The 25299-nt window shown below is 70.5% G+C and carries 22 protein-coding genes, 1 tRNA gene and 1 riboswitch; of the genes, 7 read left to right on the plus strand and 16 right to left on the minus strand.

Features of this window, described 5'->3' with window-relative positions; translation table 11 throughout:
• Position 1: 1 nt before the first annotated feature.
• Both P3T29_RS09520 and P3T29_RS09525 read right to left on the minus strand, forming a co-directional pair.
• Positions 2-1663 carry a long-chain fatty acid--CoA ligase gene (locus P3T29_RS09520; RefSeq protein WP_280715867.1) on the minus strand — a complete coding sequence of 554 codons (1662 nt, stop codon included), beginning with the start codon at positions 1661-1663 and terminating at the stop codon, positions 2-4.
• Positions 1664-1828: 165 nt separating this feature from the next.
• On the minus strand, positions 1829-2755 hold the full coding sequence (locus P3T29_RS09525) for a glycoside hydrolase domain-containing protein (RefSeq protein ID WP_280715868.1): 927 nt from the start codon (positions 2753-2755) through the stop codon (positions 1829-1831).
• Between the two features lie 153 nt (positions 2756-2908).
• Here P3T29_RS09525 and P3T29_RS09530 point away from each other — a divergent pair, with 153 nt between their 5' ends.
• Positions 2909-3865, plus strand: a complete 957-nt coding sequence (locus tag P3T29_RS09530; protein WP_280715869.1) for an EamA family transporter — start codon at positions 2909-2911, stop codon at positions 3863-3865.
• 259 nt (positions 3866-4124) lie between these two features.
• On the opposite strand, the gene P3T29_RS09535 is transcribed toward P3T29_RS09530, so the two are convergent.
• The 4 genes from P3T29_RS09535 to P3T29_RS09550 form a co-directional block, all read right to left on the minus strand.
• A complete protein-coding gene (locus P3T29_RS09535) occupies positions 4125-4454 on the minus strand; it encodes a hypothetical protein (protein ID WP_280715870.1) in 330 nt (109 codons plus the stop codon).
• A gap of 493 nt (positions 4455-4947) precedes the next feature.
• Positions 4948-6315, minus strand: a complete 1368-nt coding sequence (locus P3T29_RS09540) for an FAD-linked oxidase C-terminal domain-containing protein (RefSeq protein ID WP_280715871.1) — start codon at positions 6313-6315, stop codon at positions 4948-4950.
• Positions 6316-6727: 412 nt separating this feature from the next.
• A complete protein-coding gene (locus P3T29_RS09545; RefSeq protein WP_280715872.1) occupies positions 6728-8071 on the minus strand; it encodes a 3-phosphoshikimate 1-carboxyvinyltransferase in 1344 nt (447 codons plus the stop codon).
• A complete protein-coding gene (locus tag P3T29_RS09550; RefSeq protein WP_280715873.1) occupies positions 8071-8571 on the minus strand; it encodes an AtaL-like protein in 501 nt (166 codons plus the stop codon). Before P3T29_RS09550 ends, P3T29_RS09545 begins: the two co-directional genes overlap by 1 nt.
• A gap of 367 nt (positions 8572-8938) precedes the next feature.
• Here P3T29_RS09550 and P3T29_RS09555 point away from each other — a divergent pair, with 367 nt between their 5' ends.
• A complete protein-coding gene (locus tag P3T29_RS09555) occupies positions 8939-9832 on the plus strand; it encodes a shikimate dehydrogenase (RefSeq protein ID WP_280715874.1) in 894 nt (297 codons plus the stop codon).
• Positions 9833-9881: 49 nt separating this feature from the next.
• Here the strand turns inward: P3T29_RS09555 and P3T29_RS09560 are convergent, their stop codons facing one another.
• A complete protein-coding gene (locus tag P3T29_RS09560; RefSeq protein ID WP_280715875.1) occupies positions 9882-11096 on the minus strand; it encodes a transposase in 1215 nt (404 codons plus the stop codon).
• 328 nt (positions 11097-11424) lie between these two features.
• On the opposite strand from P3T29_RS09560, the gene P3T29_RS09565 reads away from it, so the two are divergent.
• Entirely contained in the window at positions 11425-12096 is a 672-nt protein-coding gene (locus P3T29_RS09565) for a ScbR family autoregulator-binding transcription factor (RefSeq protein WP_280715876.1), read from the plus strand.
• 385 nt (positions 12097-12481) lie between these two features.
• On the opposite strand, the gene P3T29_RS09570 is transcribed toward P3T29_RS09565, so the two are convergent.
• Positions 12482-13144, minus strand: coding sequence for a ScbR family autoregulator-binding transcription factor (locus P3T29_RS09570; RefSeq protein ID WP_280715877.1), 663 nt, complete (start codon positions 13142-13144; stop codon positions 12482-12484).
• 240 nt (positions 13145-13384) lie between these two features.
• On the opposite strand from P3T29_RS09570, the gene P3T29_RS09575 reads away from it, so the two are divergent.
• On the plus strand, positions 13385-14428 hold the full coding sequence (locus P3T29_RS09575) for a ScbA/BarX family gamma-butyrolactone biosynthesis protein (RefSeq protein ID WP_280715878.1): 1044 nt from the start codon (positions 13385-13387) through the stop codon (positions 14426-14428).
• A gap of 139 nt (positions 14429-14567) precedes the next feature.
• Here the strand turns inward: P3T29_RS09575 and P3T29_RS09580 are convergent, their stop codons facing one another.
• From P3T29_RS09580 to P3T29_RS09615, 8 genes are all read right to left on the minus strand, one after another.
• On the minus strand, positions 14568-15341 hold the full coding sequence (locus P3T29_RS09580; RefSeq protein WP_280715879.1) for a glucose 1-dehydrogenase: 774 nt from the start codon (positions 15339-15341) through the stop codon (positions 14568-14570).
• A gap of 89 nt (positions 15342-15430) precedes the next feature.
• Positions 15431-16126 carry an HAD family phosphatase gene (locus P3T29_RS09585; RefSeq protein ID WP_280715880.1) on the minus strand — a complete coding sequence of 232 codons (696 nt, stop codon included), beginning with the start codon at positions 16124-16126 and terminating at the stop codon, positions 15431-15433.
• A 110-nt stretch (positions 16127-16236) separates the two neighbouring features.
• Positions 16237-16776, minus strand: coding sequence for a shikimate kinase (locus P3T29_RS09590; protein WP_280715881.1), 540 nt, complete (start codon positions 16774-16776; stop codon positions 16237-16239).
• A 173-nt stretch (positions 16777-16949) separates the two neighbouring features.
• Positions 16950-17603 carry an isochorismatase family protein gene (locus tag P3T29_RS09595; RefSeq protein WP_280715882.1) on the minus strand — a complete coding sequence of 218 codons (654 nt, stop codon included), beginning with the start codon at positions 17601-17603 and terminating at the stop codon, positions 16950-16952.
• A 513-nt stretch (positions 17604-18116) separates the two neighbouring features.
• Positions 18117-18704, minus strand: coding sequence for a transketolase C-terminal domain-containing protein (locus P3T29_RS09600; RefSeq protein ID WP_280715883.1), 588 nt, complete (start codon positions 18702-18704; stop codon positions 18117-18119).
• A 188-nt stretch (positions 18705-18892) separates the two neighbouring features.
• The gene (locus P3T29_RS09605; RefSeq protein ID WP_280715884.1) at positions 18893-19258 is read right to left on the minus strand and encodes a hypothetical protein; all 366 of its coding nucleotides are present in this window, start codon (positions 19256-19258) and stop codon (positions 18893-18895) included.
• 428 nt (positions 19259-19686) lie between these two features.
• Positions 19687-19774, minus strand: a tRNA-Ser gene (locus P3T29_RS09610).
• An 80-nt stretch (positions 19775-19854) separates the two neighbouring features.
• A complete protein-coding gene (locus P3T29_RS09615; RefSeq protein ID WP_280715885.1) occupies positions 19855-21492 on the minus strand; it encodes a trypsin-like peptidase domain-containing protein in 1638 nt (545 codons plus the stop codon).
• A 215-nt stretch (positions 21493-21707) separates the two neighbouring features.
• Positions 21708-21875: riboswitch (TPP riboswitch) on the plus strand.
• Between P3T29_RS09615 and P3T29_RS09620 the strand changes: the two genes are divergently transcribed.
• The 3 genes from P3T29_RS09620 (at position 21868) to P3T29_RS09630 (ending at position 25137) form a co-directional block, all read left to right on the plus strand.
• Positions 21868-23235, plus strand: coding sequence for a cytosine permease (locus P3T29_RS09620; protein ID WP_280715886.1), 1368 nt, complete (start codon positions 21868-21870; stop codon positions 23233-23235). It overlaps the preceding riboswitch by 8 nt.
• 149 nt (positions 23236-23384) lie before the next feature.
• Positions 23385-24236, plus strand: coding sequence for a glycerophosphodiester phosphodiesterase (locus P3T29_RS09625; RefSeq protein WP_280715887.1), 852 nt, complete (start codon positions 23385-23387; stop codon positions 24234-24236).
• A gap of 325 nt (positions 24237-24561) precedes the next feature.
• A complete protein-coding gene (locus tag P3T29_RS09630; protein WP_280715888.1) occupies positions 24562-25137 on the plus strand; it encodes an ATP-binding protein in 576 nt (191 codons plus the stop codon).
• The last annotated feature ends 162 nt before the right edge of the window (positions 25138-25299 follow it).

The following is a 25299-nucleotide window of genomic DNA, read 5'->3' on the forward strand; positions in this document are numbered from 1 at the left end:
GTTACTCCTTGCCGAGGACCGTGACGTCCAGTTCGTCGGCCGCGTAACGGGCCCGGATGACCTTCTTGTCGAACTTGCCGACGGAGGTCTTGGGCACCGAGTCGACGACCGTCCAGCGCTCCGGGAGCTGCCAGGCGGCGATCCGCTCGGCGAGGAAGGCCCGCAGCTCGCGCGGCCCGGCCTTGGCGCCCGTGCGGAGCACGACGGTCGCCAGCGGGCGCTCGCCCCACTTCTCGTCCGGGACGGCGACGACGGCCGCCTCGGCGATCTCTGGGTGGGCCATCAGCTCGTTCTCCAGCTCTACCGAGGAGATCCACTCGCCGCCGGACTTGATGACGTCCTTGGCCCGGTCGGTGAGCGTCAGGTAGCCGTCGGCCGTGATGGTGCCGATGTCGCCCGTCCGGAGCCAGCCGTCCTCGCTGAACTTGTCGTCGGGCCGCTCCGTGTCCTGCCCGGCCCCGCCGAAGTACGCGCCCGCGATCCACGGCCCCCGGATCTCCAACTCGCCCGCGCTGACGCCGTCGTGCGGCATCCGCTCGCCGGCCGGGCCGGACAGCCGGGCCTCGACGGAGGCCGGGAAGACGCCCTGGGTGATGCGGTACGGCCACTCCTGCTCGGGCGTCAGCCCGCCCGGCGGGTTGGCGAAGGTGCCGAGCGGGGAGGTCTCGGTCATGCCCCAGGCGTGCACGACGGTGATGCCGTGCCGCTCCTCGAAGCCGCGCATCAGGGCGGGCGGGCAGGCCGAGCCGCCGATCACGACCATCCGGAGCGAGGAGGTGTCGTAGTCGCCCGCGTCCAGCTCGTCCAGCAGGCCGTTCCAGATGGTCGGGACGGCGGCACCGACGGTGGGCCTGACCTGCGAGATCATCTCGGCGAGCGGCTTCGGCTGCAGGTGGCGGTCGGGCATCAGCAGCTTCGCGCCGGACATGAAGGCGGCGTGCGGCACGCCCCACGCGTTCACGTGGAACATCGGGACGACCGGCAGCGCGGTGTCCCGCGAGGTGAGCGCGAAGCTGTCCGCCGAGTTGACCTGCAGTCCGTGCAGGTAGAGCGAACGGTGGCTGTACAGCACGCCCTTGGGGTCGCCGGTGGTGCCGGAGGTGTAGCAGAGCACGGCCGCCCGGCGCTCGTCGAGCCCGGTCTGCCACGGGTACTCGGCGGGCCGGCCGGCGATCAGCGTCTCGTAGTCATGGACCGTCCCGGCGAAGCCGTCCAGCTGCGAGCGGTCGCCCGGGCCGTTGACCACGATGTGCTTGAGGGTGGCGTTCAGCTGCGGCAGCACGCCCGCGAGCAGCGGGAGCACCGAGCCGTCCACGATGATCGCGTGGTCGGCGGCGTGGTTGACGATGAACGCCAGCTGGTGCGCGGGGAGGCGCAGGTTCAGGGTGTGCAGCACCGCGCCCATGGCGGGGACGGCGAAGTACGCCTCCAGGTGCTCGGCGTTGTTCCACATCAGGGTGGCGACCCGCTGGTCGCCCGTGACCCCGAGTTCGTCGCGCAGCGCGTACGCCAGCCGGGCCGCCCGGGCGCCGATCTCCGCGTAGCTGCGGACCACCGGGCCGGTGCCGTCCCAGGTGGTGACGGTCGAGCCGCCATGGATGGTGGACCCGTGGACGAGTATCCGGGCGACGGTGAGCGGGACGTCCTGCATCGTGCTGAACACGCGGGTCCTCCTTGACCGGGCTGGCGACGGAACAGCCCGCTACTGGCCGGTAGCCAGGACTGTTCAAGGCCGATTGTCGCGCCCGGCGCGGCGGATGTCAGCTGCTGGCAGCGGAGTGAGACCTGCGGCTCACTCCAGGGGCCCGGCTCTGTCAGCTCGGCTCTGTCAGCTCGCGACCAGCGCGTCCAGTTGGTCACGGTCGACGGTGAGGGTCGCGCCGCCGAAGGTCTCCTGGATGTCGCCGTGGTTCTGGTGGGTGCGCTGGTGGCGGACCCACCGGCCGGCACCGAGGTAGCCGCTGCCGTCGGTGCCGGGGCGGTCGTCCCAGCGGGCGTACCAGACGGCGTCCGGCAGCGGGGAGGCACCGGCCCGGGCGGCGGCGTCGAGGTCGCGGATGCCGGAGTCCGCGCTGGAGTAGAAGCCCGCGTGGTAGCCCGCGCCGTGCAGGGCCTGGGTCCAGCCGAGGGTGAAGTCGACGACCGCCTTGGCGCAGGCGGCGTCGCCGTCCGGGTACGACTCGATGTCCAGGTAGACCGGGCTGCCCCGGCCGAGCCCGAGTGCCCGCAGCCCGCGCACCGCCTCCGCCGCCTCCGTCCGCCCCTGCGCGACGGCCTTCGCCGGGTCGATCCGCCCGGGCCGCGACTTCCCGGTGCTGCAGGGGGCCTGCAGGCCGACGTGGGTGGGGAGCAGCTGCCAGCCCAGCTCCCGCACCTTCCGCACCCAGGCCGCCGTCAGCCGGGGCTGGTCGCAGGCGCGCTGGCTGCCGCTGGTGTAGATGCCGACGGCGCCGTACGGGGAGTACTGGCGCCAGGCCTTCATCGCGTCGAGGGACGGAGCCGTGCAGGCGTCGAAGCCCGCGCCGGTGAAGATCCGGCCCGGGGTCGCGGGCCACCGGGGGGAGTCCGGCAGCACGGTCGGGGGCGGCAGCGGGGTCCGGGGCCGGGCGGCCGGCGGCACGGTCGCGGCCGTACTGGCCAGCCGGACGGTCCGGACGGTCCCGGTGTCCGCAGCCGCCTCGCGGAGCGGGTGGTCGGTGGCGAGGAGCAGGACGAGGGTGGCCGCCGTCAGAGCCGCCGGGGCTAAGTAGCGCATCCTCTCTTGGTACTGATGTGTCATCGAACAGGGAGCCCAGGCGCGCCGAGAGCGCTGCGCCGTATCACCCGGTCAGCCCCGCCCGGACGTCCGTCGTCCATATTGCGGTAATGGGCTTGCACTGGGAGCAGTCATTACGCAACACTGCCCGGTATGTCCACCGCGAACCCCTGCGACACGCCTCTCGACTCGACGGCCGGCACCGGTCCCCTGATCCCGGACGCGCTGCGGCGGTCGGGACGAATCCCGGCGCCGCTGCTCTGTGTGACGGCGATGTTCGCGGTGCAGCTCGGCATCGCGTTCTCCAAGCCGCTGTTCGGAACGCTCGGCGTCAACGGGACGACCTTCCTGCGGCTGACGATCGCGGCCTTGATCCTGCTCGCCGCCACGCGGCCGAAGCTGCGCGGCCGCACCCGGCGGGAGCTCGGCTCGGCCGTGCTGCTCGGCCTCGCCTCCGCCGGGATGACCCTGCTCTTCGCCGGCGCGATCGACCGGCTGCCGATGGGCACCGCCGCGACCATCGAGTTCCTCGGCCCGCTCGGCGTCGCGCTGGCACTGGCCCGGCGGGCGAGCCACCTGCTGTGGGCGCTGCTCGCCGGGGGCGGGGTCGCGCTGCTGACCCTCTTCGGGTCCGCCGGGTCCACCGGGCACGGCGGGCACGGCGGCTCGCTGGACCCGGTCGGGTTGGCGTACGCGTTCGGGGCGGCGGCCTGCTACGCCGCGTACATCCTCTTCACCGACAAGGTCGGCGCCGCGTTCCAGGGCTTCGAGGGGCTCGCGGTGTCGATCAGCATCGGCGCCCTCGCGCTCGCCCCGTTCGGCCTCGGGCAGGCCTGGCACGGGCTGAGCCGGGTGGACTCCCCCGGGCTGCTGCTGCTCGGCGTGGCCGGGGTGGCGCTGCTGCTGCCGGTGATCCCGTACGCGCTGGAGATGACTGCGCTGCGGCGGCTGCCGCAGCGGGTGTTCAGCGTCATCGTCAGCCTGGAGCCGGCCGTGAGCGCGCTGGTGGGCCTGGTGGTGCTCGGGCAGCTGCTGGGGTGGCCGCAGCTGGCCGGGATCGGCTGCGTGGTGGCGGCGAGCGTCGGGGCGACCCTCGCCGGGCGGCGGTGACGCTCGCCGTCGGCGCGAGGGCGGGAGACGGAGGGCGGGAGACGACTGTGGGCGGTGCCGACGCCGGCACCGCCCACAGCGCGCCTGGGACGCGGTGACCCTTTCCGCTCCCGGGCTGTCCCTGGGGTTTCTCCCCCGCGTTACGGGGGCGCCACGCGGATGCTCAGCTCATCCGCCCGGACGCCCGCCGCAGGCCGGCAGCGCCCCCGCTGCCGAGGCCCCGCCGTCAGTTCGTCAGGTCCGCCGGTTCGCCAGTTCGTCAGTTGATGACGGGCGCGAAGACGAAGTGGAAGTTCTTGTTGGACTGGTCGGTGAAGACGAAGCCCGTGCTGTCCTTCACCTGGGTGTTGTTGTTCTGATTGGAGGCACCCGCGCCCGTCGCGGTCTGCTGGGTCGTGTTGTAGTTGCCGTCCACCGAGCCGAAGATGTTGCCGCTGCCGTAGTTGTCCACGACGCTGCTGTTCGAGCCGTTGCCGACCACCGCGCCGTTGTCGGCCGAGGCCGCGCCGGCTCCGGCGAGCAGCAGGCCTGCCGCGAGCGGGGCGGCGACGAGCAGACCGACCAGTCGAGCGGTACGAGTACGAGCCATGTGTGCCTCCAGAGAGCTGACAGCCCATCAGAGCTGCAAGACAGGTGCTTCGTAAATCTCTTGCCGTGTGCGGGAGTTCGTGGCCAGACGAACCCCTGCGTGCTGCGACGCCGAGAGACAGACTCCCCCGGCGGATCGTCGTACCGCCAGCATGGGATCGCTTTTTCGCCCGTTAGCGTGACATCGTCCTCCGGTTCGCTTGGCCGGGGAACAGCAGCTTCGTAGGCAGACACTCCGCCAGCCGCTTGGAAATTCCACCGAATGGCGGAAGATCGGGCCGCTGCTCGGAGGGCGCGCAGAGTGGTCTGGCACGCCGGGGCGCGCCGCTTCCGGCGCATTTGATTCCCACGCGCCCCTCAGAGGGAGTAATCGGCCATTCTTCCCGGTGGTTTCAGCCGCAGATCATCAGATTTCCCGGCGGGCAGCCGAAGAGTAATTGTGTAGGACGGTTATTTTTACGACCTTCAGAGAACTTAGGGGAACTCGGGGGAACTCAGGAGAGGGTCTTGCCGGGATTCATGATTCCCAACGGGTCGAAGACCGCCTTCACCCCGCACTGGACCTCCAATCCGACCGGGCCCAACTCGCGTGCCAGCCAGTCGCGTTTGAGCAGACCCACCCCGTGCTCCCCGGTGATGGTGCCACCCAGGCCGAGACCGAGGGCCATGATCTCGTCGAAGGACTGCCGGGCCCGGGCCACCTCCGCCGGGTCGTCGGCGTCGAACACCACCACCGGATGGGTGTTGCCATCCCCCGCGTGGCAGACCACCCCGACAGTGAGCGCGTGTCGCTCGGCGATCTCGGCCACCCCGCGCAGCATCTCTGCCATCCGGGAGCGTGGCACCGCGACGTCGTCGATCATCGTGGTGCCCAGCCGGTCCAGCGCGGGCAGTGCCAACCTCCGGGATTGGAGCAGGAGTTCGGACTCCGCCGGATCCTCGGCCGGTACCACCTCGGTCGCACCCGCCGCCCGGCAGAGCCGCGCCACCGCCGCCAGCTCGACGGCCGGATCGGCGGTGTCGAAGGCGACCAGCAGCAGCGCCTGGGTGGAGTCCGGCAACCCCATCCTCGCCATCGCGTTGACGGCCCGGACCGTGGTCGAGTCCATCAGCTCCATCAGTGACGGGGTGAACCCCCGGGCCATCACCTCGCAGACCGCCGCACAGGCGGCGTCCGCGCTCGGGAACTCCGCCGCCAACGCCAACTGCGGGGCGGGGGCCGGGCGCAGGGCGAGCACCGCCTGCACCACCACCCCGAGCGTCCCCTCCGAGCCCACCAGCAGCCGGGTCAGGTCGTAGCCCGCGACGCCCTTGGCGGTGCGGCGACCGGTGCGCAGCAACCGTCCGTCCGGCAGCACGACGTCCAACCCGAGCACGTACTCGCTGGTCACCCCGTACTTCACGCAGCACAACCCGCCCGCGCCGGTGCCGATGTTGCCGCCGATCGTGCAGGACTCCCAGCTGGACGGGTCCGGCGGGTACGCCAGCCCGTGTTCGGCCACCGCCCGGGACAACTCGGCGTTCACCACGCCCGGTTGGACGACGGCGATCCGGTTCACGGGGTCGATCTCCAGGATCCGGTCCATCTTCACCAGCGAGAGCAGGATGCAGCCGTCCACCGCGTTGGCTCCGCCGGACAGCCCGGTCCGGGCCCCCTGCGGCACCACCGGAACCCGCAGCTCGGTGGCCGTCCGCAGCACGTGCCGCACCTGCTCGACCGTCTCGGGGAAGACCAGCACGGCCGGCTCGCCGGCCTCGCAGAAGCCCGCCATGTCTCGGCGGTAGCCGGACGTGACGTCCGGGTCCACCACGACGGCGCCCGGCGGCAGTTCCAGCAACAACCGGCCGGTCAGATCGCCCACGGCAGCCTCCACTCCTGGTGTCCGGGCTCGCACTCTGCCCCGCCACCCGGGCGGAGGCAAGACCATCGGGCGGGCCGCGCCGAGACGGCCGTCGGGCGGCCGGTCTGAAGTGGTCGGCCGGGCCCGGCACGGTGGGGGATACCGTGCCGGGCCCGGCCACCAGGGACAGGCCCGGGCTGTCGGGGGCGTGACAGCCCGGACCGATTGGCGCGAGATCCGGCCACACCGTCAGCTGGGGGAGTCTTCGGTGCGACGGTGGATCTCGGCCTGGCTCAGGGGGTCGTACGGTCTGGAACTGGGTTGCGGGCAGCGCGACTTCGGCTCAGGGTCGGGCAGCCACCTTGTGGACGACCGGTGCCGTACTCAGGGACGGGTGGGGCCGGTCCGCCCGTCGGGGGCACCAATGCCGTACTCAGGAAGCAGTCGAGACGGCCTGTTCGCCGAAGAGCCGGCGCAGCTCCTCGTGGAAGCCGGGGAAGGTCTTCCCCACGCACCCCGGGTCGTCGAGCGTGATGCCGGGCACTCGCAGCCCGAGCACCGAGAAGGCCATCGCGATGCGGTGGTCGCGGTGGCAGGCGACGGTCGCCGCCGCAGGGCGTCCCGGGTGGATGGTGATCCAGTCGGGGCCGTCCTCGACCCGTACCCCGAGAGCCCGCAGATTGCCGGAGACTGCGGCGATCCGGTCGGACTCCTTGAGCCGGGCGTGGCCGATTCCCCGGATCGTGATCGGGCCGTCCGCGAGCGGGGCGATGGCGGCCAGGGTCATGAAGGTGTCCGAGATGTCTCCCATGTCCACCTCGAAGCCGCCACGCAGCGGACCGACACCCGTAACCGCGGTGGAGTCGGCCTCGATCTCCACCTGGGCCCCGGCCTTGGCCAGCACCTCGACGAACCGCAGGTCACCCTGCAGGCTGTCGCGGCCCAGGTGCGGCACGGTCACCCGGGTGCCCGTCAGGGCAGCCGCCGCGAAGAAGTAGGAAGCGGTGGAGGCGTCCGGCTCGATCCGGATCCGGGTGCCGACGTAGCCGCCCGGCTCCACCCGTACGGTGCCGCCGCTGCTCCCGGCCGCCGAGGCCGCCGAGGCCGCCGAGGCCGCCGGGGCCACGGGGGGCACCTCGGCCACCTCCGCCACCTTCGCGCCGAAGGTCCGCATCAGCGCGACGGTCATCGCGATGTACGGGCGGCTGACCAGCCCGGCCGCCGAGACGGTCAGCGGCTGGCGCATCAGCGGTGCCGAGAGCAGCAGGCCGGTCAGGTACTGGCTGCTGGTCGAGGAGTCCAGCCGCAGTTCCCCGCCGCTCAGTCCACGGGCGTCGATCCTGAGCGGCAGGCCGCCGCCCGCGCCGGGCTCGACCCCGGCGCCCAACTCGGCGAGTGCCTCGACCAGCGGCCCGAGCGGGCGGGCCGTCAGCTGCGCACTCCCCTCGAAGACGAACTCGCCCTCGCCGGTGGCCGCGAGGACCGGCAGGAAGCGCGCCGCCGTCCCCGCGTCCGCGCACCAGATCCGCGCCGGGCCGGACGGCCCACGGCCGGTGCCGCGTACCTCCCAGGAGCCCTGGCCCACCGTGACCTCGACTCCGAGGTCGGTGAGGGCCTTGCGGAAGGCGACGGTGTCCTCGCTCTCCAGCGGATCGTCCAGCCGGGTGGTCCCGGCCGCTGCGGCGGCCAGCAGCAGTACCCGGTTGGTGATGCTCTTCGAGCCGGGTATCCGGGCGGTGACCGCTCCCCGGTTGTCCGTACTCGTCGGGGTGCCCATCACGCCACCGCCGACAGGATGGTGAAGTGGCCTGCCGTGGCCCGGATCTCGTCGACCGCCGAATGCAGCGCGTCGGTGAAGTAGGCGTCGGCCGCCTCCAGGAAGCGGCTCTCCCGGAACGCCTTGGCGGTGGCCGCCGGGGCCAGCCGCACGGAGATCGTCAGGGCGAGTCGGCCGTCCTCGTCGCAGCCGACCTCGTTGGTGATGAACTCGACCTCGGGGTCGCCGGGTTGGCGGTAGACGATGCGCTGTCCCGGGTCGATCTCGATCCGCTGGAAGACCGGCCGGCCGTCCCGCACGATCTCCCTGGTGAAGCCGCCGGGGAAGCGGTCCAGGATGGTGCACCGGGTGATGGCCGGCGTGTACGGGACCGGATTCTCGGCCTTCTGGAGGAGCTGCGCCCAGAGTTGCCGTGCGTCGAGCGGCACCGACTCGGCGCCGGACTCGCTGTCACCGTCGGAATTGACCGCGCGGGTCCAGGACACCGTTATCCCTGACATCGAATTCTCCCCCTGAGAAACCTGCCGACCGCTCTCGTGAAGAACTCTGTCCTGACCGGGGAAAGGCGGCAACGACTATCTCGATACTTCGTCAGAACTCTTGGCATACTCCAGAGTTCGCACTTCGGGCGGATCCGGCCACCGGGTCCGGGTGAAGGTCCGGAGACTGCCGGCGGTCCCACCCGCACCAGGCGCCCCGGCCGCTGATGAAGTAGTGGTCGCGGTGCATCAGCTCGGCCGGGAGATGACTCTGTGTCATCGAGTTCGGCGACTCCGGCGACCGTGCTACCTAAGCTGGCAGGACTGGGGAGAACCGCGAAGCAGTCCGTCCGGCCCCGTGCCCCGCAGCGGAAGGAGTCCCACCACCATGCGCGCAAACCACAGGTTCACGGATCTCAGGACCGTCATGGGCAGCTCCGAGCCGCACGGCGGCCGAGTCGGCCGGCGCACCGCCGTACTCGGCTACCCGGTCGACCGGTCGCTGTCGCCCGTGCTCCACCGTGCGGCCCTGAAGGCGATGGGGCTGAACTGGAGTTGCAACACGATCGACTGCGAGGAGACCGGCCTGGCCGGCCTGCTCGACTCACTGGACGACTCCTGGGCCGGCCTCGCGCTCTGTACGCCGCTGAAGCGGTCCGTCCTCCCGCTGATCGACGAGGTGACCGATCTGGCTCTGGACGTCGGCGGCGCGAACACGGTGGTATTCCGTGACGGCCGGACGTACGGCCACAACACGGACGTGCACGGCATCCTCACCGCGCTGCGGGAGGCCGGGGTGCACGCGCCGGGCTCCGCCGTCGTCCTGGGCGGCGGCACCGCCGCCTGCTCGGCGCTCGCCGCGCTGCGGGAACTCGGGGTGACGGAGCCGACGGTGGTGGTGCGCGAGCACGGCCGGGCGGCCGAGGCCCACGCGGCGGCGGGCCGGCTCGGCATGGCGATCGACGTGCACACCTTCGACCGGCTGGACCGGCTGCTGCACGGCACCGGGCTGGTCGTCTCCACCCTGCCGGCCGGGGCGGCCGACACCTATGCCGCCGCGATCGTGCACTCCCGGGCGGCGATATTCGACGTGGTCTGCTCGGCCTGGCCGACCCGGCTCACCAAGGCGGCCGGCTTCGCCGGCAGCACCGTGGTCGACGGCCTGTCCCTGCTGGCCCACCAGGTCGCCGACCAGGTGCGGTTGATCACCGGCCAGGCCGAGGTCCCGGTACGGGCGATGCGGGAGGCGGGTCAGGCGGAGCTGGTCCGGCGGGCGGGCTGAAACTCTCCTCCGCCCGCCGGACCACCTCACTCCGACCGTCGGTCTTGGCTCAGGCGGACAGCTCCTGCGACTTGTCGAAGCTCTGCCGCCGGGCGGAGGAGAGCGCCGAGATGGCGTGTGCCACCGAGCAGAGCGTGGCGTGGCGGTGCCAACCCGCGTACGAGCGCCCCTCGAAGTCCCGCATGCCGACCCTGGCGCTGACCTCGGAGAAGTCCTTGGCCACCCGCCGGGTGAGGCGTCCCAGCCGCAGCAGTGCGACGGGCGGCACCTCGATCAGGTTCGACAGCCAGAGTTCGGCGGGCTTGCCCTTGGGTCCGGACCAGCCGCCCACCAGGGTGAGGGCCCGCTCCGGCGGCAGCGCGCTGCCCGGCCTGCGGACGGTGGGCATCGTCACCCTGGTCCCACTGACCAGGATGGACCGGGTGATCGAGTAATCCGGGTCCACCCAGCCCACCGGGCGGGAGAAACGCTTCGCCCACTCGACCAACTGCTGTGCCTGAAAAAGGCGTTCGCCGCGTCCGGGCAGGCTGAGGTCGTAGCCGATCAGCCGGGTCGAGCCACCGACCCGCATCACGAAGGGCACTCCCCGCCGGGTGAACTCCTCGACCAGGACGGCGGCGTCGAGCTCACGCGCGTCCAGCACCGCCGGGCGCCGGCGAAGTCCCCACTCGGGTCGGGCGAGCGCCACCACCGTGTTCACCGCGCACAACTCGGGGGTGGCGGCGGCCACATCGTCCGGGATCTTCGCACGACGCCTGCGCTCAGCGTCCTCCAGCCACTCGGGCGGCAGGATCAGATCCCAGTTGACCGGCGCGCTCATCTCTTCGTTGGCGAGCCAGACTCCGTACGCCTGCTGACTGTTGACCACCCGGCCGAGCTCGGTGCGGAACGACTCCTCCACGCCGACGGAGTGCTCGCCCGCCTTCGGGATGGCCATCGAGTTGAGCACCCAGGCCTGCGGCAGCGTCACCCGGTCGAGGTGGCGCGCGAGCGCCTGGCGCACGGGCAGCCAGCCCCAGGAGGAGTCGCTGATGAAGTGGTGCAGGCTCTGCTCGGCCGCTCCGTGCCCGGCGACCGAGGCCAGGGCCCGCATGGACTTGCGCCCCGGCACCGAGAGCAGGCCGTTGATGTACCACTCGCCCCGCGCCCGCTGGTCGCGGCGCTTGAGCGAAGCCAGCATCCGCCGGGAGAACTCGGTGACGAAGTCATCGGCGACGTCTCCCCAGACCTGCTCCGGAACGTCCTTCTCTATGAGACCTTCCACAACTCTCGACTCCTCCTCTGCACTCACGGACGCCGACGCCCACGGGTACGGACCGGTACCCGGGGCCAGACGCGAGGTCCTGACACAGAGGACCATACCGAACCGACTGGTTGGTTTTCTAGACCCAATGCCCTTCAGGGTCAACCTCGCGAATCGGAACGGATCGCGAAACCGCTTGGTTGGTTTGTTATGATGCCATGCACACGTCCCACCCACCCCGCGCCAGCCCATGACCCCTCGGCAAGGCCCGAGGCGGTCGGCTCCGACGGCGGCCCCTGCCCGGGATCGCCCCGGCAGCCCGGCCGCGCTCCATCACGAGGGAGAAGTGATGCCCCCCCAGGAACGGACCGCACGCACCAGGCAGCTCATAATCCAAGCTGCAGCGGCATCGTTCGACCACAGAGGTTTTGCGATGACCGGGCTGCTCGAGATCGCTCAACTCGCCGGCGTGTCGAAGGGAGCCCTCTACTTCCACTTCGGCTCGAAGGAGCAGCTCGCCGAGGGAGTGATGACAGAGTCGAGGGAGGAACTGCGGCGGATCATCCTCTCGGTCCGCCGAGCCGGGATCCCGGCACTGCAGTACCTGATCGACCTGTGCCACGAGCTGGCCCGCCGGCTCGATCAGGACGTGGTGTTCCGCGCGGGGCTCCGGCTCAGCGACGAGCCCGGGATGGAGAAGGAGCAGCATCCCAGCCCCTACCCCGGCTGGACCCGGTTGATCAGGCGTCAGCTGGCCAAGGCGGCGGCGGCGCAGCAGCTCCGCCCGGGCATCGCCCTGGACGACGTGGCCGGGCTGCTCGCCTCCACCACCGCCGGCATCGAGGTACTGTCCCGCCGGGACCGGGCCTGGCTCAGTCCACAAGTCACCGCCGGCCTGTGGAAGGCGGTTCTCCCGGCCCTGCTACCGCCCGAGCCGTCGGACTGGGTCGAGCTGTCGACCGAGCCACCGGACGCTCGGGCGCGGGTGCCCGAGCAGGGCTCGGCGCAGGGCTCGGGGTAGGGCTCGAGAGGTAAGGCTCGGCGCAGGGCTCGGGGTAGGGCTCGGCGCGGGGCTCGGTCGGCTCGGGTTTCGGAGTCGACGGCCGTGCGGAACGGGACGAGCCTCGCGCCGGGGCTGCGGCCGTCGCGCGGGGGTGAACCACGCGCGGCGGCGTCCGGGCCCGGACCGGCACGCCTGAACGGGCACGCCTGAACGGCGGGTGTCCTGACCGTGTTACTGCGGTCAGGACACCCGCCGTTCGGCGTACCTCCGACTGCCAGGCGTGACGGGTCCAGACGTGCCCGGGTCCAGACGTGCCCGGGTCCAGACGTGCCCGGGTCCAGACGTGCCCGGGTCCAGACGTGCCCGTCCGGCGGGCGACCAGTCGCCCGCCGGACGGGCGCTGCTACGCCGCGCCGTCCTCGTCCTCGGCCCGCGCAGCCGCGAGACGTGCCAGCCGGGCTCCCCGGTCGGGAGCCGCGTCGATCCGCGTCATCACGGCCGGTACCGCGATTCCGGGCAGCAGGTGCTGCCACATCACCGAGATCCGTTCCTCCAGGTCGGCCAGGCCCGAGCTGGTCTGCGAGAACGCCTGGATCCCGGTGAAGGAGCCGACAATGAGCTCCGCCGTCGCCTGGCAGTCGATCTGCGCCAGCACCTCGCCCCGCGCCAGCGCGTCCGTCAACAGCTGCTCGCACAACTTCGCCCAGGCGAGAAAGGGGCTGCTGGCGGAGAAATCGACAGATCCTCGCTCCAGCGCCAACCGGGCCCCTGCGCGTAGCATCGCGTCATGCGGCAGGGCGTGGGCGACGGCCATCGTCAAATCCACGAGTTCCTGAACTTTTGACGCGTTAGGGACAAGGTCAAGGTGCAGCGTCTGCTCCTCCATCACCCCGCGGGCCAGGTCTTCCTTGGACGGGAAGTGGAAATAGAGCGCGCCCTTGGTCATCGACACCCGCGCGAGGATCTCCTTGATCGACGCGGCGTCATACCCGAACTCGTCGAAGACCGAAGCAGCCCCCTGCAAGATGACCCGCCTGGTCCGGATCGCACGTTCCTGCTGTGCCATGTGAGGGGCTCTCCTGTCTTGCCGTCGCGCTGTTCGGTCTTCAACGCGATCCTGAGGGTTGGGATGGGTTTAAGGGTCTACAAAAAACCGGACGACCTGTATTCTAACTCGCGGGCCGCTTGAGTTCGTCCGCTTCTGCTCGTGATCCTTGGGGGAGACGTGTCCAGATCGCAGCTCGTGACCAGTGCATCATCCGCTTGCCTTGTGCGCCAACCATTGCGTACCACCCAGTTCATCCCGATGCAGTCCCTACCTGCGCAGTTCACCACCACGGTACCGAAGGAGCTGGTCCATCGGGCAGCTGTGGCGGAAGTCCTGCTGACTCGCTGGCTGCGCCACGACGCCTCCCACTTCAGCGCTTCCGCCCAGTGGCCGCGCGGTCACAGCTTCTTCAAGTCACCTGACGGGGTCCACTACGACTCCATGCTGGTCGCAGAAACAATCCGACAGGTCAGTACTCTAATCGCCCATGCCGAGTTTGACGTACCGCTGACAAGCCACTCGCTGATGGGCGACCTCGACTACACGGCCGACCTGGACCTGTTGAAGGTCGGCGGGACTCCTGCCGACCTGGAGCTGTCCGTCACCTGCACCGAGATCCGGCGTACCGGCGGCCAGGTCAGCAAGATCCGCTTCGATGTGGTCTTCTTCCGCGACGGCAGGCAGGCCGCGTCGGGCTCGGCGGTCGCAGCCTTCATCCGGCCGGAGGTCTACCGCCGGGTACGCGGCGACCGGCTCTCCACCACTCGGGCGGAGCTACCGCTCCTGACGCCCGTCGCCCCCCGCCTGGTGGGCCGCTACTCCGGTGACGACGTGGTGCTCGCCCCCAGCGGGGATCAGCAGCGCTGGCTGCTGCGGGCGGACACCCGGCACCCCATACTGTTCGACCACCCGGGCGACCACATACCCGGCATGGTCCTGCTGGAGGCCGCCCGCCAGGCGGCCCGGGTCCTCGTCCCGGCCGGCGCCTCGGTCTCCTCGACCGTGAACATCTTCGAACGGTATGTCGAGTTCGACGCCCCCTGCTGGATCGAGGCCCGGGAGGAGCCCTCGGGAGACCTCGGCACCCGGCAGGTGTCGGTCAGGGCAGAGCAGTACGGGAGGACCGCCTTCACCAACACGATCACCGTGCCGGTGAGCACCGAGCCGGCGGCCGCCCCCCTGCCCGTCCCCACCCCGCTGCCCATCCCTGCTCCTCGGGCCGCCGACCGGCCCGTCGCCGCCCGACCCGCCGCCGCCCTGCTGGCGAACGGCGCGACGGCAAGGCAGTTGGCCAACGCCTAGCCCGATGGTGGTGGCGGCAGACCAGGGTGGCCCCCAAAACCGTGAGTGGGGCCTTCGCCTGACGCGGCGTAGGCCCCACTCCGAACTCACCCTGTACGCAACCCGGTTACAGCCTGGCCGGAGAGCTGGCCCGGCTCGCTCAGAGGATCGTGAAGCCACCGTCCACCGGCAGAACCGCGCCGGTCACGAAGGAGGCGCGGTCGCTGCACAGCCAGGCCGCAGCCTCGGCGATCTCCTCCGGCTCCGCAGTACGCGGCTGCGGCGTCAGCTGGTGCAGCATCTCCTCCACCCCCGGGTTCTGGTCGAACCACTGGGCGACCATCTCGCTGCGCGTCGTCCCGGGAGCCACCGCGTTGACCCGGATCCCCTGACTGCCGTACTCGGCGGCCGCTGCCTTCGTCAGACCGATCACCGCGTGCTTGGACGTCACGTACGGCGCCGCCACCGGGGTGGCCACCAGGCCACCGACACTGCTGGTGTTGACGATTGAGCCGCCGCCGTGCTCCAGCATCACGGTGATCTCCTGCCGCAGGCAGTTCCAGACCCCGCGTACGTTGGTGTCCATGATCTGGTCGTACACCGAGTCGTCCATCAGGTGCAACGGAGTCCGCCCGACCCCGTACCCGGCATTGTTGAACGCCGCGTGCAGCGCGCCGAATTGCTCGACCGCGAAGCGCACGGCACGCGCGACGTCGTCCGGCTGGACCACATCGCCGACCACATAGGCGGCCTTGTGACCATCTCCCTTCAACTCATCGACTATCGAGGCGAGTTCCTTCTCGCGGCGGGCGAACAGTACGACCGAAGCCCCTTCTCGTGCGAAAACTCGCGCGGCGGCCGCTCCGATGCCGCTGCTCGCCCCCGTGATCAGCGCTACCTTGCCGGACAGAAGACCTGTCTGCTGCTGTGTCATGATCAAAGTCTTACAAAATGACAGTCTCACTGACTAGCAGTTCTGCCGAATTGCCCACCACCAAAAGGCTGGTGGAGCACCAGGCCCCCTCAGGACCAGGCTGCCCCCACCGCCGCCTCGCCGTCGAGCGTGCGCACCAGTGCCTCGTCGATCGCGTCCAACGAGTCGGCCAGATGCCGTACCCCCGCCTCCCGCATCAACTCCGCCTGGAAGCTGTGCTCGAAACGGGTGGGGTGGCCGATGAACGGCACCCCGAGCGCCTTCGCGTGCTCCGCCACCCGGGCCACGTCATCGATGAAGAGCACCTCGTCGAAGCCGAGTTCGAGCACCTCGGTGGTGATCTCCCGGATTCCGGGACGGAAGTCGTTGGTGCATACGTACCCGGGCTCGTCGAACAGGCCGTCGTACTCCCCGAGGAACCGGTCGAAGTGCACGCGAGCCAGACCGCCGTAGCAGACCGTCCGCAACCCGAGCGCCCGAAGCCGTCCGACCAGCGCGACCGCACCGTCCAGCAGGTGCACCGGGTGCCGTTCGGTGTACTCCTCCCGCTCTCGGAAGTACACCTCCAGCGTCTGCTCCGGCGTCCAGTCCACCCCGGCGGCCTCGGCGATCACCACCGCCGCGTCGGCCTGGCGCTGGGAGAAGATCCGGCGCTCGATGTCGGCGGTGTAGGAGCCCCCCCGGCTGACGATGAACTGGTGAATCACCGGGCTGAAGGTGTCGTTCAACATGACACCATCGATGTTGACTGCGGCGGCGCGAAGGCGCTTCAGTTGACCGGTCATACGTTCCCCCCAGATTTTGCGCTCATCATAGGGGGCCTCTCCTGTGCGACCTCAGGTGCCTCGGGTGTGGCCTCATATGTGGCGTCATATGTGGTTGTCTCAGGGGCGGTTCAACTCGATCGGAGCGACCTCCGAGGTGGGAAGAGCGCGCCGACCCGGGCCGCGACGGCGCGGGACGAGCCGTCGCCGGACACGTTGTAGGTGGCCAACCGGTGGTAGATCGGGGTTCTGACGGCGACCAGCGTGCGCAGCCGGCCCGGCGGGTCGTCGGACAGCAGTATCCGGCCCTTGGCCGAACCGATCCGGCGCGCCAACTGTCCTTCCGGAACCGCGAGATGGATGACCAGATGGCGGTTGAGCAGCCGCTGGGTCGCCTCCTCCAGCACAGCCCCGCCGCCCAGCGCGAGGACACCCCGGTGCTCGGCCAGCGCGCAGCGCACCATCTCGCGCTCCCGCACCCGGAAGTGCGCCTCACCCTCGTACCGCAGGATGTCGCGGACGCGCAGGCCCGACGCGCTCTCGATATCGGCATCGGTGTCCCGGAAGCCCACCCCGAGCTGCCTGGCGAGCAGCCGCCCGACGGTGGTCTTGCCCGACCCGGGTGCGCCGATCAGGACGGCTACCGGCCGCTCCGGACTTCTCCGGCTCACCGGACCTCCCGAGCCCCCCGGACTTTCGGGCCGCCCGTCTCCCGTGTACGCCATGGTGGCTCCCCTCCATCTCAGATGCGGTGGCGTTTCAGATAGCGGTGCTGTTTCAGATGCGTGGCGTGTCAGATGCGGTGGTGTGTCAGATGCGGTGGCGTGTCAGATGCGCTGATCTGTCAGATGCGCTGGCGCGCCTGACCGAGCTCGGCGAGCACCGTCCTGGTGATCACCGTCATCGCACAGCGCTCGGCCGCGTACCGCAGGGCAGAGCAGTGGTACTCCCGGGAGAAGTCGGCGACGGCGTCGCCGACCAGGAACGGCTGGACGTCGTACGTGAAGGCGTCGCAGGTCGTCATCAGTACGCCGATGTGCGCGTACACGCCACAGACGATCAGCTGATCACGGCCCTGTGCCCGCATGAACGCCAGGAGTTCGGTGCGGAAGAAGGCGCTGTACCGCCAGTTGCTGAGGACCAGATCCCCCTCGGCCGGCCGAACCGGGTCGGCGATCTCCTGGTGCTCGGGAGAAGCGGTCATACCTTGGCCCCAGAAGTCCTTGAGCAGGCCGCGCTGTTCATCGGTCATACCGCCCGGCTGCGCCGTGTACGCCACCGGAACCCCGAGTTCGGCGGCCCGGTCCCGGAGCAGCGTGACATTCCGGAGCAGGTCACTCACCGGGGGCTCGTCGGCAGCGAAAGGCAGCAGGAAGTACTTCTGCATGTCATGGATCAGCAGGACTGCTCGCGCAGGGTCAACCGTCCACCGTGCGGTGTTCTCTGGCAGATCACCCTGGCCCGGCATCGGGTAAGGGGCGATGGCCGGGATTCCCATCAGTTTCCTTTCAGGCACGCGAGCAGACAATCCGGATCTCTTTCGCCCATGAGTGTGGGGAGACGAAAGAGCGCTGGTCAACGGCGGTCGAAAAACTTCGTCAGGTACTCCGGATTCCGCCGGCTGACAGCTTTTTGGCAGTCTCGTTCACATTCCCGATAATCGATGCTCCGGGTGAATTCTGACGGTAATTCCTGTCAGCTGGGCGTGACTTGGCGGAGCTGATACGTCACTACCGCAGAAGTGGCCGCACACACGAAGTGCCGGCATAACTCCGTCAGAAACGGCGGGCGGGCGGAGCGGGGCAGGGCGGAGCGGGGCAGAGCGGGTTGATACGGCGGGCGGGCGGAGCGGGCTGGTGTGGCGGCTGGTACGGCGAAGGGCCCGATCACCGGGTAGCGGTGATCGAGCCCTTCGTGGCTTTCTTGCCTTTTCTTGGCATTTCACGGCTCTTCTTGGCTTTTTGTGACCGCTCGCCGTTGGGATCGGCAATCAGGGGCGGCGATCAGGGCGTCAGTCGCGCTTCGGGGTCTTGGCCAGGCTCGAACGCGCGTGGGCGGCGACCCGCTCCGGCGTGAAAGCACACTGCTCACGGAGGGCCGGGTACGGCGCGGCGAGACCGACGTGATCCAGGCCCACCAACTCGCCGGCCGTACCGGCCATGGCGTACCAGCCGAGCGAAGCCCCCGCCTCCACCGAGACCCGGGCCCGGACGGCGCGCGGCAGCACCGCCTCCCGGTAGTCGGCGGTCTGCTCCTCGAACCACTCCACGCAGGGCATCGAGACGACCCGGGTCGGCGTCCCCTCTCGCTCCAGGATGTCCCGGGCGCGCAGCGCGACCGGCACCTCGCCGCCGGCGGCGATCAGGATCACGTCCGGCGTACCGTCCCCGGCGCTCGCCTCCACCAGGACGTACCCGCCGCGTTCCGCGCCGGCAGCGCCGTCGGCGGCAGCAGGCGTGCGGCTCGGCTCGGGGTCGGGGTGGCCATGCTCGTCGACCTCAACGGCGTCCACCGCCAGCGCCCTGACCACTTCGGCCGTCTTGTCGTCCAGGCGAGCCCACTCGAACTTGCCCTTGATGCTTCGTATTTGAGTAGTCATCAGAAGATTCAGGGCTCCTCTCCGAGGTACTGCGGCAGGGATCGGACCCACCCGACTCTCCGTCACCCTCCCCAGGGCCACAACCGCTCCCGGTCGACTACGTCACCTGGGCCCCCACCTGTGGGTCAGGTGGGGGCCCAGGTCATCGGTTACCCGGCAGCTGCGGACAGCGGAACGGCCTTACCTGCTCAACTGTTTGGATGCGTGATCTTGCTCGTGTCCAGGAAGAGCCCGCTGAACGCCACCAGGGATGCAGCGAGCGCCGCGCCGGCGGAGGGGCGCGCGGGAACGGCGAAAACCTCGACGGCCGCCCAGACCCCGATTCCGGCAGAAGCGAGGAGAACGATCCCCGGCAGGACTACGCCCCAGAAGACCCCTTCGCGCAGAGGATTGATGACCGCCCCCAGCAGACCCGCCGCGACCACCGAGATTCCACTCGTCAGATCCGGCACCCCGAGGTCGCGGGTAGTGGTGATGCTCAACCCCAGAAAGGCCATGAGCGCCAGGAACGCCAGAACAAGAATCGCCAGCAGAAGCCGGTCCATGGTGCTCACAGGTGGGGGATCCGGCGGAGGAGCCACTGGAACGGGCGCCGTCACCTCGACCAGCAGCACCTGCGGCGGCGGTTCCACGTCCACAGCCGGCCCCGGTGGTCGCGCCGGCTCGACCGCCACCGTCGGCGGCACACCCCGGAGGCAGGCAGCGGCAGCCCTGAACCTTGATCCGATCGAAGTCATGCCTCAACCCATACCTGCCGGCTACCACCCCCGCACGACGGGGGAACCCGACCGGCGTCGAGCCCGGCAGGCTACACCGAGCCTGCCGCCAGCGCCTTGGGGAAGGTAATCCTGACCCCCATCTGGCCCACCCGCAGTGGTCCAAGGCGGCATGCAAGTAGGGCAACTTGAGGCAGGGCATGACTCAGGCGGGGTGCCTGTTCTCACAGACACCCCGCCTGAGCTGGGCGTTTCCCGCCACACTGCGGAGAGCGTGGGATTTGAACCCACGGTGAGGGGTTACCTCACGACAGTTTTCAAGACTGTTCCCTTAGGCCGCTCGGGCAGCTCTCCTGGCGGAGGTCAGCCTAACGGGTCCGGAGGGGTTCGGTGCACACCGTTTTCCGGTGCGTGCCGAGGATTCGCGCGAGGGGTCAGTTGTCGCCCTTGCGTTCGCCGAGGGTGATGGTGGTGGTGCCGGGCTTGCCGTCGCGGGTGTACTCGACGGGGACCTTGTCGCCCGGCTTGTACGTCCAGATCTCGCTGACCAGGGTCGGGCCGCTGTCGATCAGGTGGTTGCCGAGCTTGGTGATGACGTCGCCGGCCTTCAGGCCGGCCAGGTCGGCGGGGCCGCCCGGGGTGACGGCCGGGGTGCCCTGGACCGGGCCGGTCTGGATCTGCGCGCCGTCGCCGGTGTAGTTGTCGTTGCGCAGCACGCCGAAGATCGCGTAGACCGGCGTGCCGGTCTTGATCAGGTCCTGGGCGACGCGCTTCGCCTGGTTGATCGGGATGGCGAAGCCGAGGCCGATGCTGCCGGCCCGGCCGGTGCTGCTGCTGGTGTTGGACTGGATCGCCGAGTTGATCCCGATCACCGCGCCGCTCGCGTTGAGCAGCGGGCCGCCGGAGTTGCCCGGGTTGATCGAGGCGTCGGTCTGCAGCGCGTTCATGAACGAGGACTGGGCCCCCGTGTCGTCGCCCGAAGCGACCGGACGGTCCTTCGCGCTGACGATGCCGCTGGTGACGGTGCCTTCGAGGCCGTACGGGGCACCGATCGCGATCGTCGCGTCGCCGACCGCCGCGTTGTCGGAGTCGCCCAGCGGCAGCGGGACGAGCTTCTCCTTCGACGGGTTGTCGAGCTTGATCACGGCCACGTCGTAACCCTGGGCGCGGCCGACCACCGAGGCCGAGTACGAGGAACCGTCGGAGAACTTGACCGACAGCTGCCCACCGGCCGCCGCCGCCGGGGCGACCACGTGGTTGTTGGTGAGGATGTGGCCCTCGGTGTCGAAGACGAAGCCCGTACCGGTGCCCGACTCCTGGGAGTTGGATGCCTTGATGGTGACGACGCTCGGCAGTGCCTTGGCCGCGATCCCGGCGATGGAGTCCGGGGAGCGGTCGACGGCCTTCTGGTTGTCGCCCACGGTGATGGTGGTGCTGGTGTGGCTGGAGCCGGAGTTGCCGCCGGAGTTGCTGTCGCTGTCGGTGATCCCGACACCGATCGCACCACCCGCGATGCCCGCGACCAGCGCCACCGCCGCGATCAGCGCGACCAACCCGCCGCGCTTCTTGCGCGGCGCCCCGCCAGGAGCGCCGGGGAAGTCGGCCGGGTAGCCCTGGTCGCCCGGACCGCCGGTGCCGCCCGGCGGGCTACCCCAGCCACCGAGCGGCTGCCCCGCCCCGAACGGGTGGTGCGCCTCGGCGGTCACGGTCGGTGCCCCAGGGGTCGGCGGGGCGGGCGGAGCAACCGGCGTGGCCGGAGCCGCGTACGGGTTGCCTCCCGAAACGGGCGCGGGCGCGTCGGCGTACGTGGGCGCAGCAGGCGGCAGCGGTGCGGCGGGCGCGACAGGTGCGGCCGGGAGCACCGGCGGCGGCGCGTCCAGGTACGAGGGCGCGGCGGCCGGAGCCGGCGCCTCCTCGGCGTCGCTCAGCTTGCTGAAGGAGAGCGTCGGCGCGGACTCGACGACGGGCGCGGCATCGGCCGACGCTGCGTCAGGAGCCGGACCCACCGCCCCCTGGCCGGCGGAGGGATGCTCCTCCGGCCCGGTGGAACCACTCGCGTGCTCGGTGCTCACGGACGACCTCCATAGCTGACAGGACTTTGGCCCATAGTTTTTCGCATCTCTGATTCAGTTACCGTAAGGACCCCCCTGAAGAACTCATAAGAATCCTTACGGGCCCCCGACGCCCCCTCGGCGCTGGTCCGGCACCGGACCGGCGCCGGTCCGCGATGCGGACGGCAGCCCCCTGGCCTTGGCGTTCCCGGGTCAGCCGGTTAGCCTTGCGCTCCAAACTGACACGCGGGAGCTTGGACCATCCAGGCTGAGAGTGCGCGGATCGACCGTACGCCATGTCACCCGATCATCCGATCGGACAAGCAGGTCGTACGGCCGGAGGAGCGCTGACCGCTCGAACCTGTCCGGGTAATGCCGGCGTAGGGAGAATCGGCCATGACGGCTGCCCCGCCACTCGTCGAACCGTCCACCACCACAGCGGACCACCGCCCCGAGGCGCCGCTGACGCTGGACACCTCACCACCCCGCACCCTCGGCTTCCGCGACCAGTTCGCGCTCTGGGCCAACCTCGGCGTCAGCCTGATCGGCTTCGCCAGCGCCGCGACGGTGCTGGGCACCCCGGGCGCGGAGCTCTCGTTCACCGCCGCCGTGACGGCGATCGTGGTCGGCACCGCGATCGGTACGGCGATGCTGGGCGTCGCCGCGCTGATCGGCGCGCGGACCGGCGCCCCGGCGATGGCGGTGCTGCGCGGGCTGTTCGGTACCAGGATCAGCTACGTCCCGACCGTGCTCAACATCGCCCAGTGCATCGGCTGGGGCGTGTACGAGCTGATCATCATCGCCCAGGGCGCGCAGACGGTGGCCGGTACCAACGGCTGGCGCTGGCTGTTCGTCGTCCTGGCCGGTGCGCTCACCACCGTGCTGACCATCTGGCCGCTGGGCTCGATCGCGGTGCTGCGCAAGTACATCGCGATCGCGGTCGGCGTGGCAATGGTCTACTTCACCGTCCAGCTCGGCCGCCAGGGCTTCCCCGACCCGGGCAAGGGCCACTGGACCGGTTTCCTGCACGCGACGGACGCGATCATCGCGGTGTCGATCTCCTTCGTCCCGCTCGCCGCCGACTACACCCGGCACTCCCGCACCACCCGCGCCTCGTTCTGGGGCACCTTCTCCGGCTACACCCTCGCCCAGGTGTGGTGCTACGTGCTCGGGCTGATCGCGCTACTGCAGTCCAACGGCGACGCCTCGAAGATCTTCTCCTCGTTCACCGGGGTGGCCGCGGGCTGGTTCTTCCTGCTCGTCCTGGTGCTGCGGGAGAGCGACCAGTCCTTCGCGAACGTGTACTCGACCGCGATGTCGATCCACAACCTGTTCCCGAAGGTCGACCGCCGGCTCCTCACCGGTGGGATCGGCGTGCTGGTCACCGGGCTGGCCCTGCAGATCCAGCAGTTCACCGACTCGTACTACGCCTTCCTCGGCCTGATCGGCTCGGTCTTCGTGCCGCTGCTCGCCGTGCTCGCGGTCGACTTCTTCCTCGGCGCCGGGCGGCGCGGCTGGAACCTGGAGCAGGACGCCCCCGCCCGCCCGCTGATGCTGCTGCCGTGGCTGCTCGGCTTCGCCACCTACCAGTACCTCGCGCCGACGGCCGTCGCGGGCTGGTGGACCAGCTTCTGGACCGACGCCCAGTCGGCCCTGCACTTCACCCCGCAGGAGTGGAGTTCCGCCTCGCTGTTCAGCTTCCTGATCGCCGGGGCGGCCACCTGGGCTATCGGCGTACTGCCCTCGCGCTCGCGCGCGGCGTAAATCTCCGAGGGGCGCGGGGCTCTGCTCCGCGCCCCTCTGGTTGCCCCCACGTTGGTTACCCCACATTGGTGACCCCACTGGGGATTGTTCACCGCGCGTTTTCCGTGGTGGCTGCTTTCGGCCATCCGAAGGCTCGTAGGGTTGTCGCTGTGGACACCCGGAACCTCGACTCGACCGCCCCCGGCGCGCACCTACCCGACCGCTCGGCCGTACGGGTGATCGCGCATCGCGGTTCCTCCGCCGCGCTCCCCGAGCACACCCTCGCCGCCTACCGCCTGGCGATCGAGGAGGGCGCGGACGCGTTGGAGTGCGACGTACGGCTGACCGCCGACGGGCAGCTGGTCTGCGTGCACGACCGTACGGTGCAGCGCACCTCGGACGGGCACGGCACGGTCTCCGCGATGACGCTGGCCCAGCTCTCCGCGCTGGACTTCGGCTCCTGGAAGTCCCCCGAGGACCCGCAGCCGCAGCCGGTGCTCACGCTGGCCCAGCTGCTGGAGCTGGTCGCCGACGCGGGCCGGCCGGTGGAGCTGGCCATCGAGACCAAACACCCGACCCGGTCGGCCGGCCGGGTCGAGGCCGAGCTGCTGCGGATGCTGGAGCACCACGGCCTGCTGCCCGCCGCACCCGCCGAGTCGGCCGGGTCCGCCAAGTCCGCCGCACCCGTCGGGTCGGCCGTACGGATCATGAGCTTCTCGGAGCTCTCGCTGCGCCGGATCCGCAAGGCCGCACCCGCCGTCCCCACGGTGTACCTGCTGGAGCGCCGCCTGCCGCTGCGCGGGCGGATCGCCTCGCTGCCCGGCGGCGCCGGGATCGCCGGGCCCGGCATCGACCTCGTCCGGGCGGATCCCGGGCTGGTGACGGCGCTGCGCCGGGCCGGGCACCGGGTGCACGTCTGGACGGTGGACGAGCCCGCCGACGTCGAGCTCTGCCTGCGGCTCGGGGTGGAGGCGATCATCACCAACCGGCCGCGAGAGGTGCTGGCGCAGCTCGGACGATAGATGATTATCGGCAGGAGCGAAGCCCCGCAGCGTCGGCCAATTGGCGTACGCGGGCGCGGGCGAGGGGGCGCGAAACACCTGCGAAGGGGGAATTCCGGGCCCTTTCACAACCGTCCGTAAGCAGCTAATCACCATTTGCGTACTGTGCGTTGCGGTACTCCGAATTGTCCGCCCGCGATCGGCCCACGGTCGTTTCGACGCATTCCCAGGGGGCATCCATCCTTCGGCAATCGCTGAAGGAGGTCCGGGGGTGGCACTGATGGTTGCGCGCGAAGTGCCGGTTACATCGACGCAGTCCTCAACACCGGCTTCGTCGACACTGGCAGTGCCGCACGGCGCCGCCAGTGTCGCGGTCGCGCGCCGACGGCTGCGCAGCGATCTGGGGGAACGTGAGATTCCGGACACGGTCATCGACGACGCCGTGCTGATCCTTTCCGAACTGCTCAGCAATTCCTGCCGGTACGCCCGGCCGCTGGGTCTGCTCGCCGAACTCGACGACCGGGACGCCGTCCGGGTGGGCGCGCACGCCCCCACCCGGCGCGGGTCCGGCTCCTCGGAGGCCGACCACCGGGACAGCGACCACCGGGACACCGGTCACCGGGACGCGGGTCCCCGGGACACCGGCCACCGGGACGCGGACCACCAGCCCGGCGGAGTGCTGGTGCGCTGGCAGATGCTCGGCGACGGCTCGCTCACCCTCGAGGTGACGGACGGCGGCGCGGTCACCCGCCCGCACCCGGCCCGGCCCTCGCTGACGTCCAGGGGCGGTCGGGGCCTGAGCATCGTCGGCAAGCTGGCGACCGCCTGGGGCGTCCGGGACGCGCCCGGCCGGGTCACCGTGTGGGCGGCGCTGCGCCCGGAACGGCCGGAGCACGCCGAACACGCGGCCAGGAGCGCCTGACCCGCGACGGCGACCGGGCGCGACCGACGGCGACCGGCCGGGCGGCCGTGAACCGCGCGTGAATCCCGGTGAATCTCGAAGGGCGGGAAACCTCAGTAGGCTGCGGGGAGTAAGACCGACCGGCGGCAGGCAGCGCGGGTCGCGGGCTCTGCTGCCGGTCGG

The sequence above is a fragment of the Kitasatospora sp. MAP5-34 genome (assembly GCF_029894335.1).
GTDB lineage: Bacteria > Actinomycetota > Actinomycetes > Streptomycetales > Streptomycetaceae > Kitasatospora.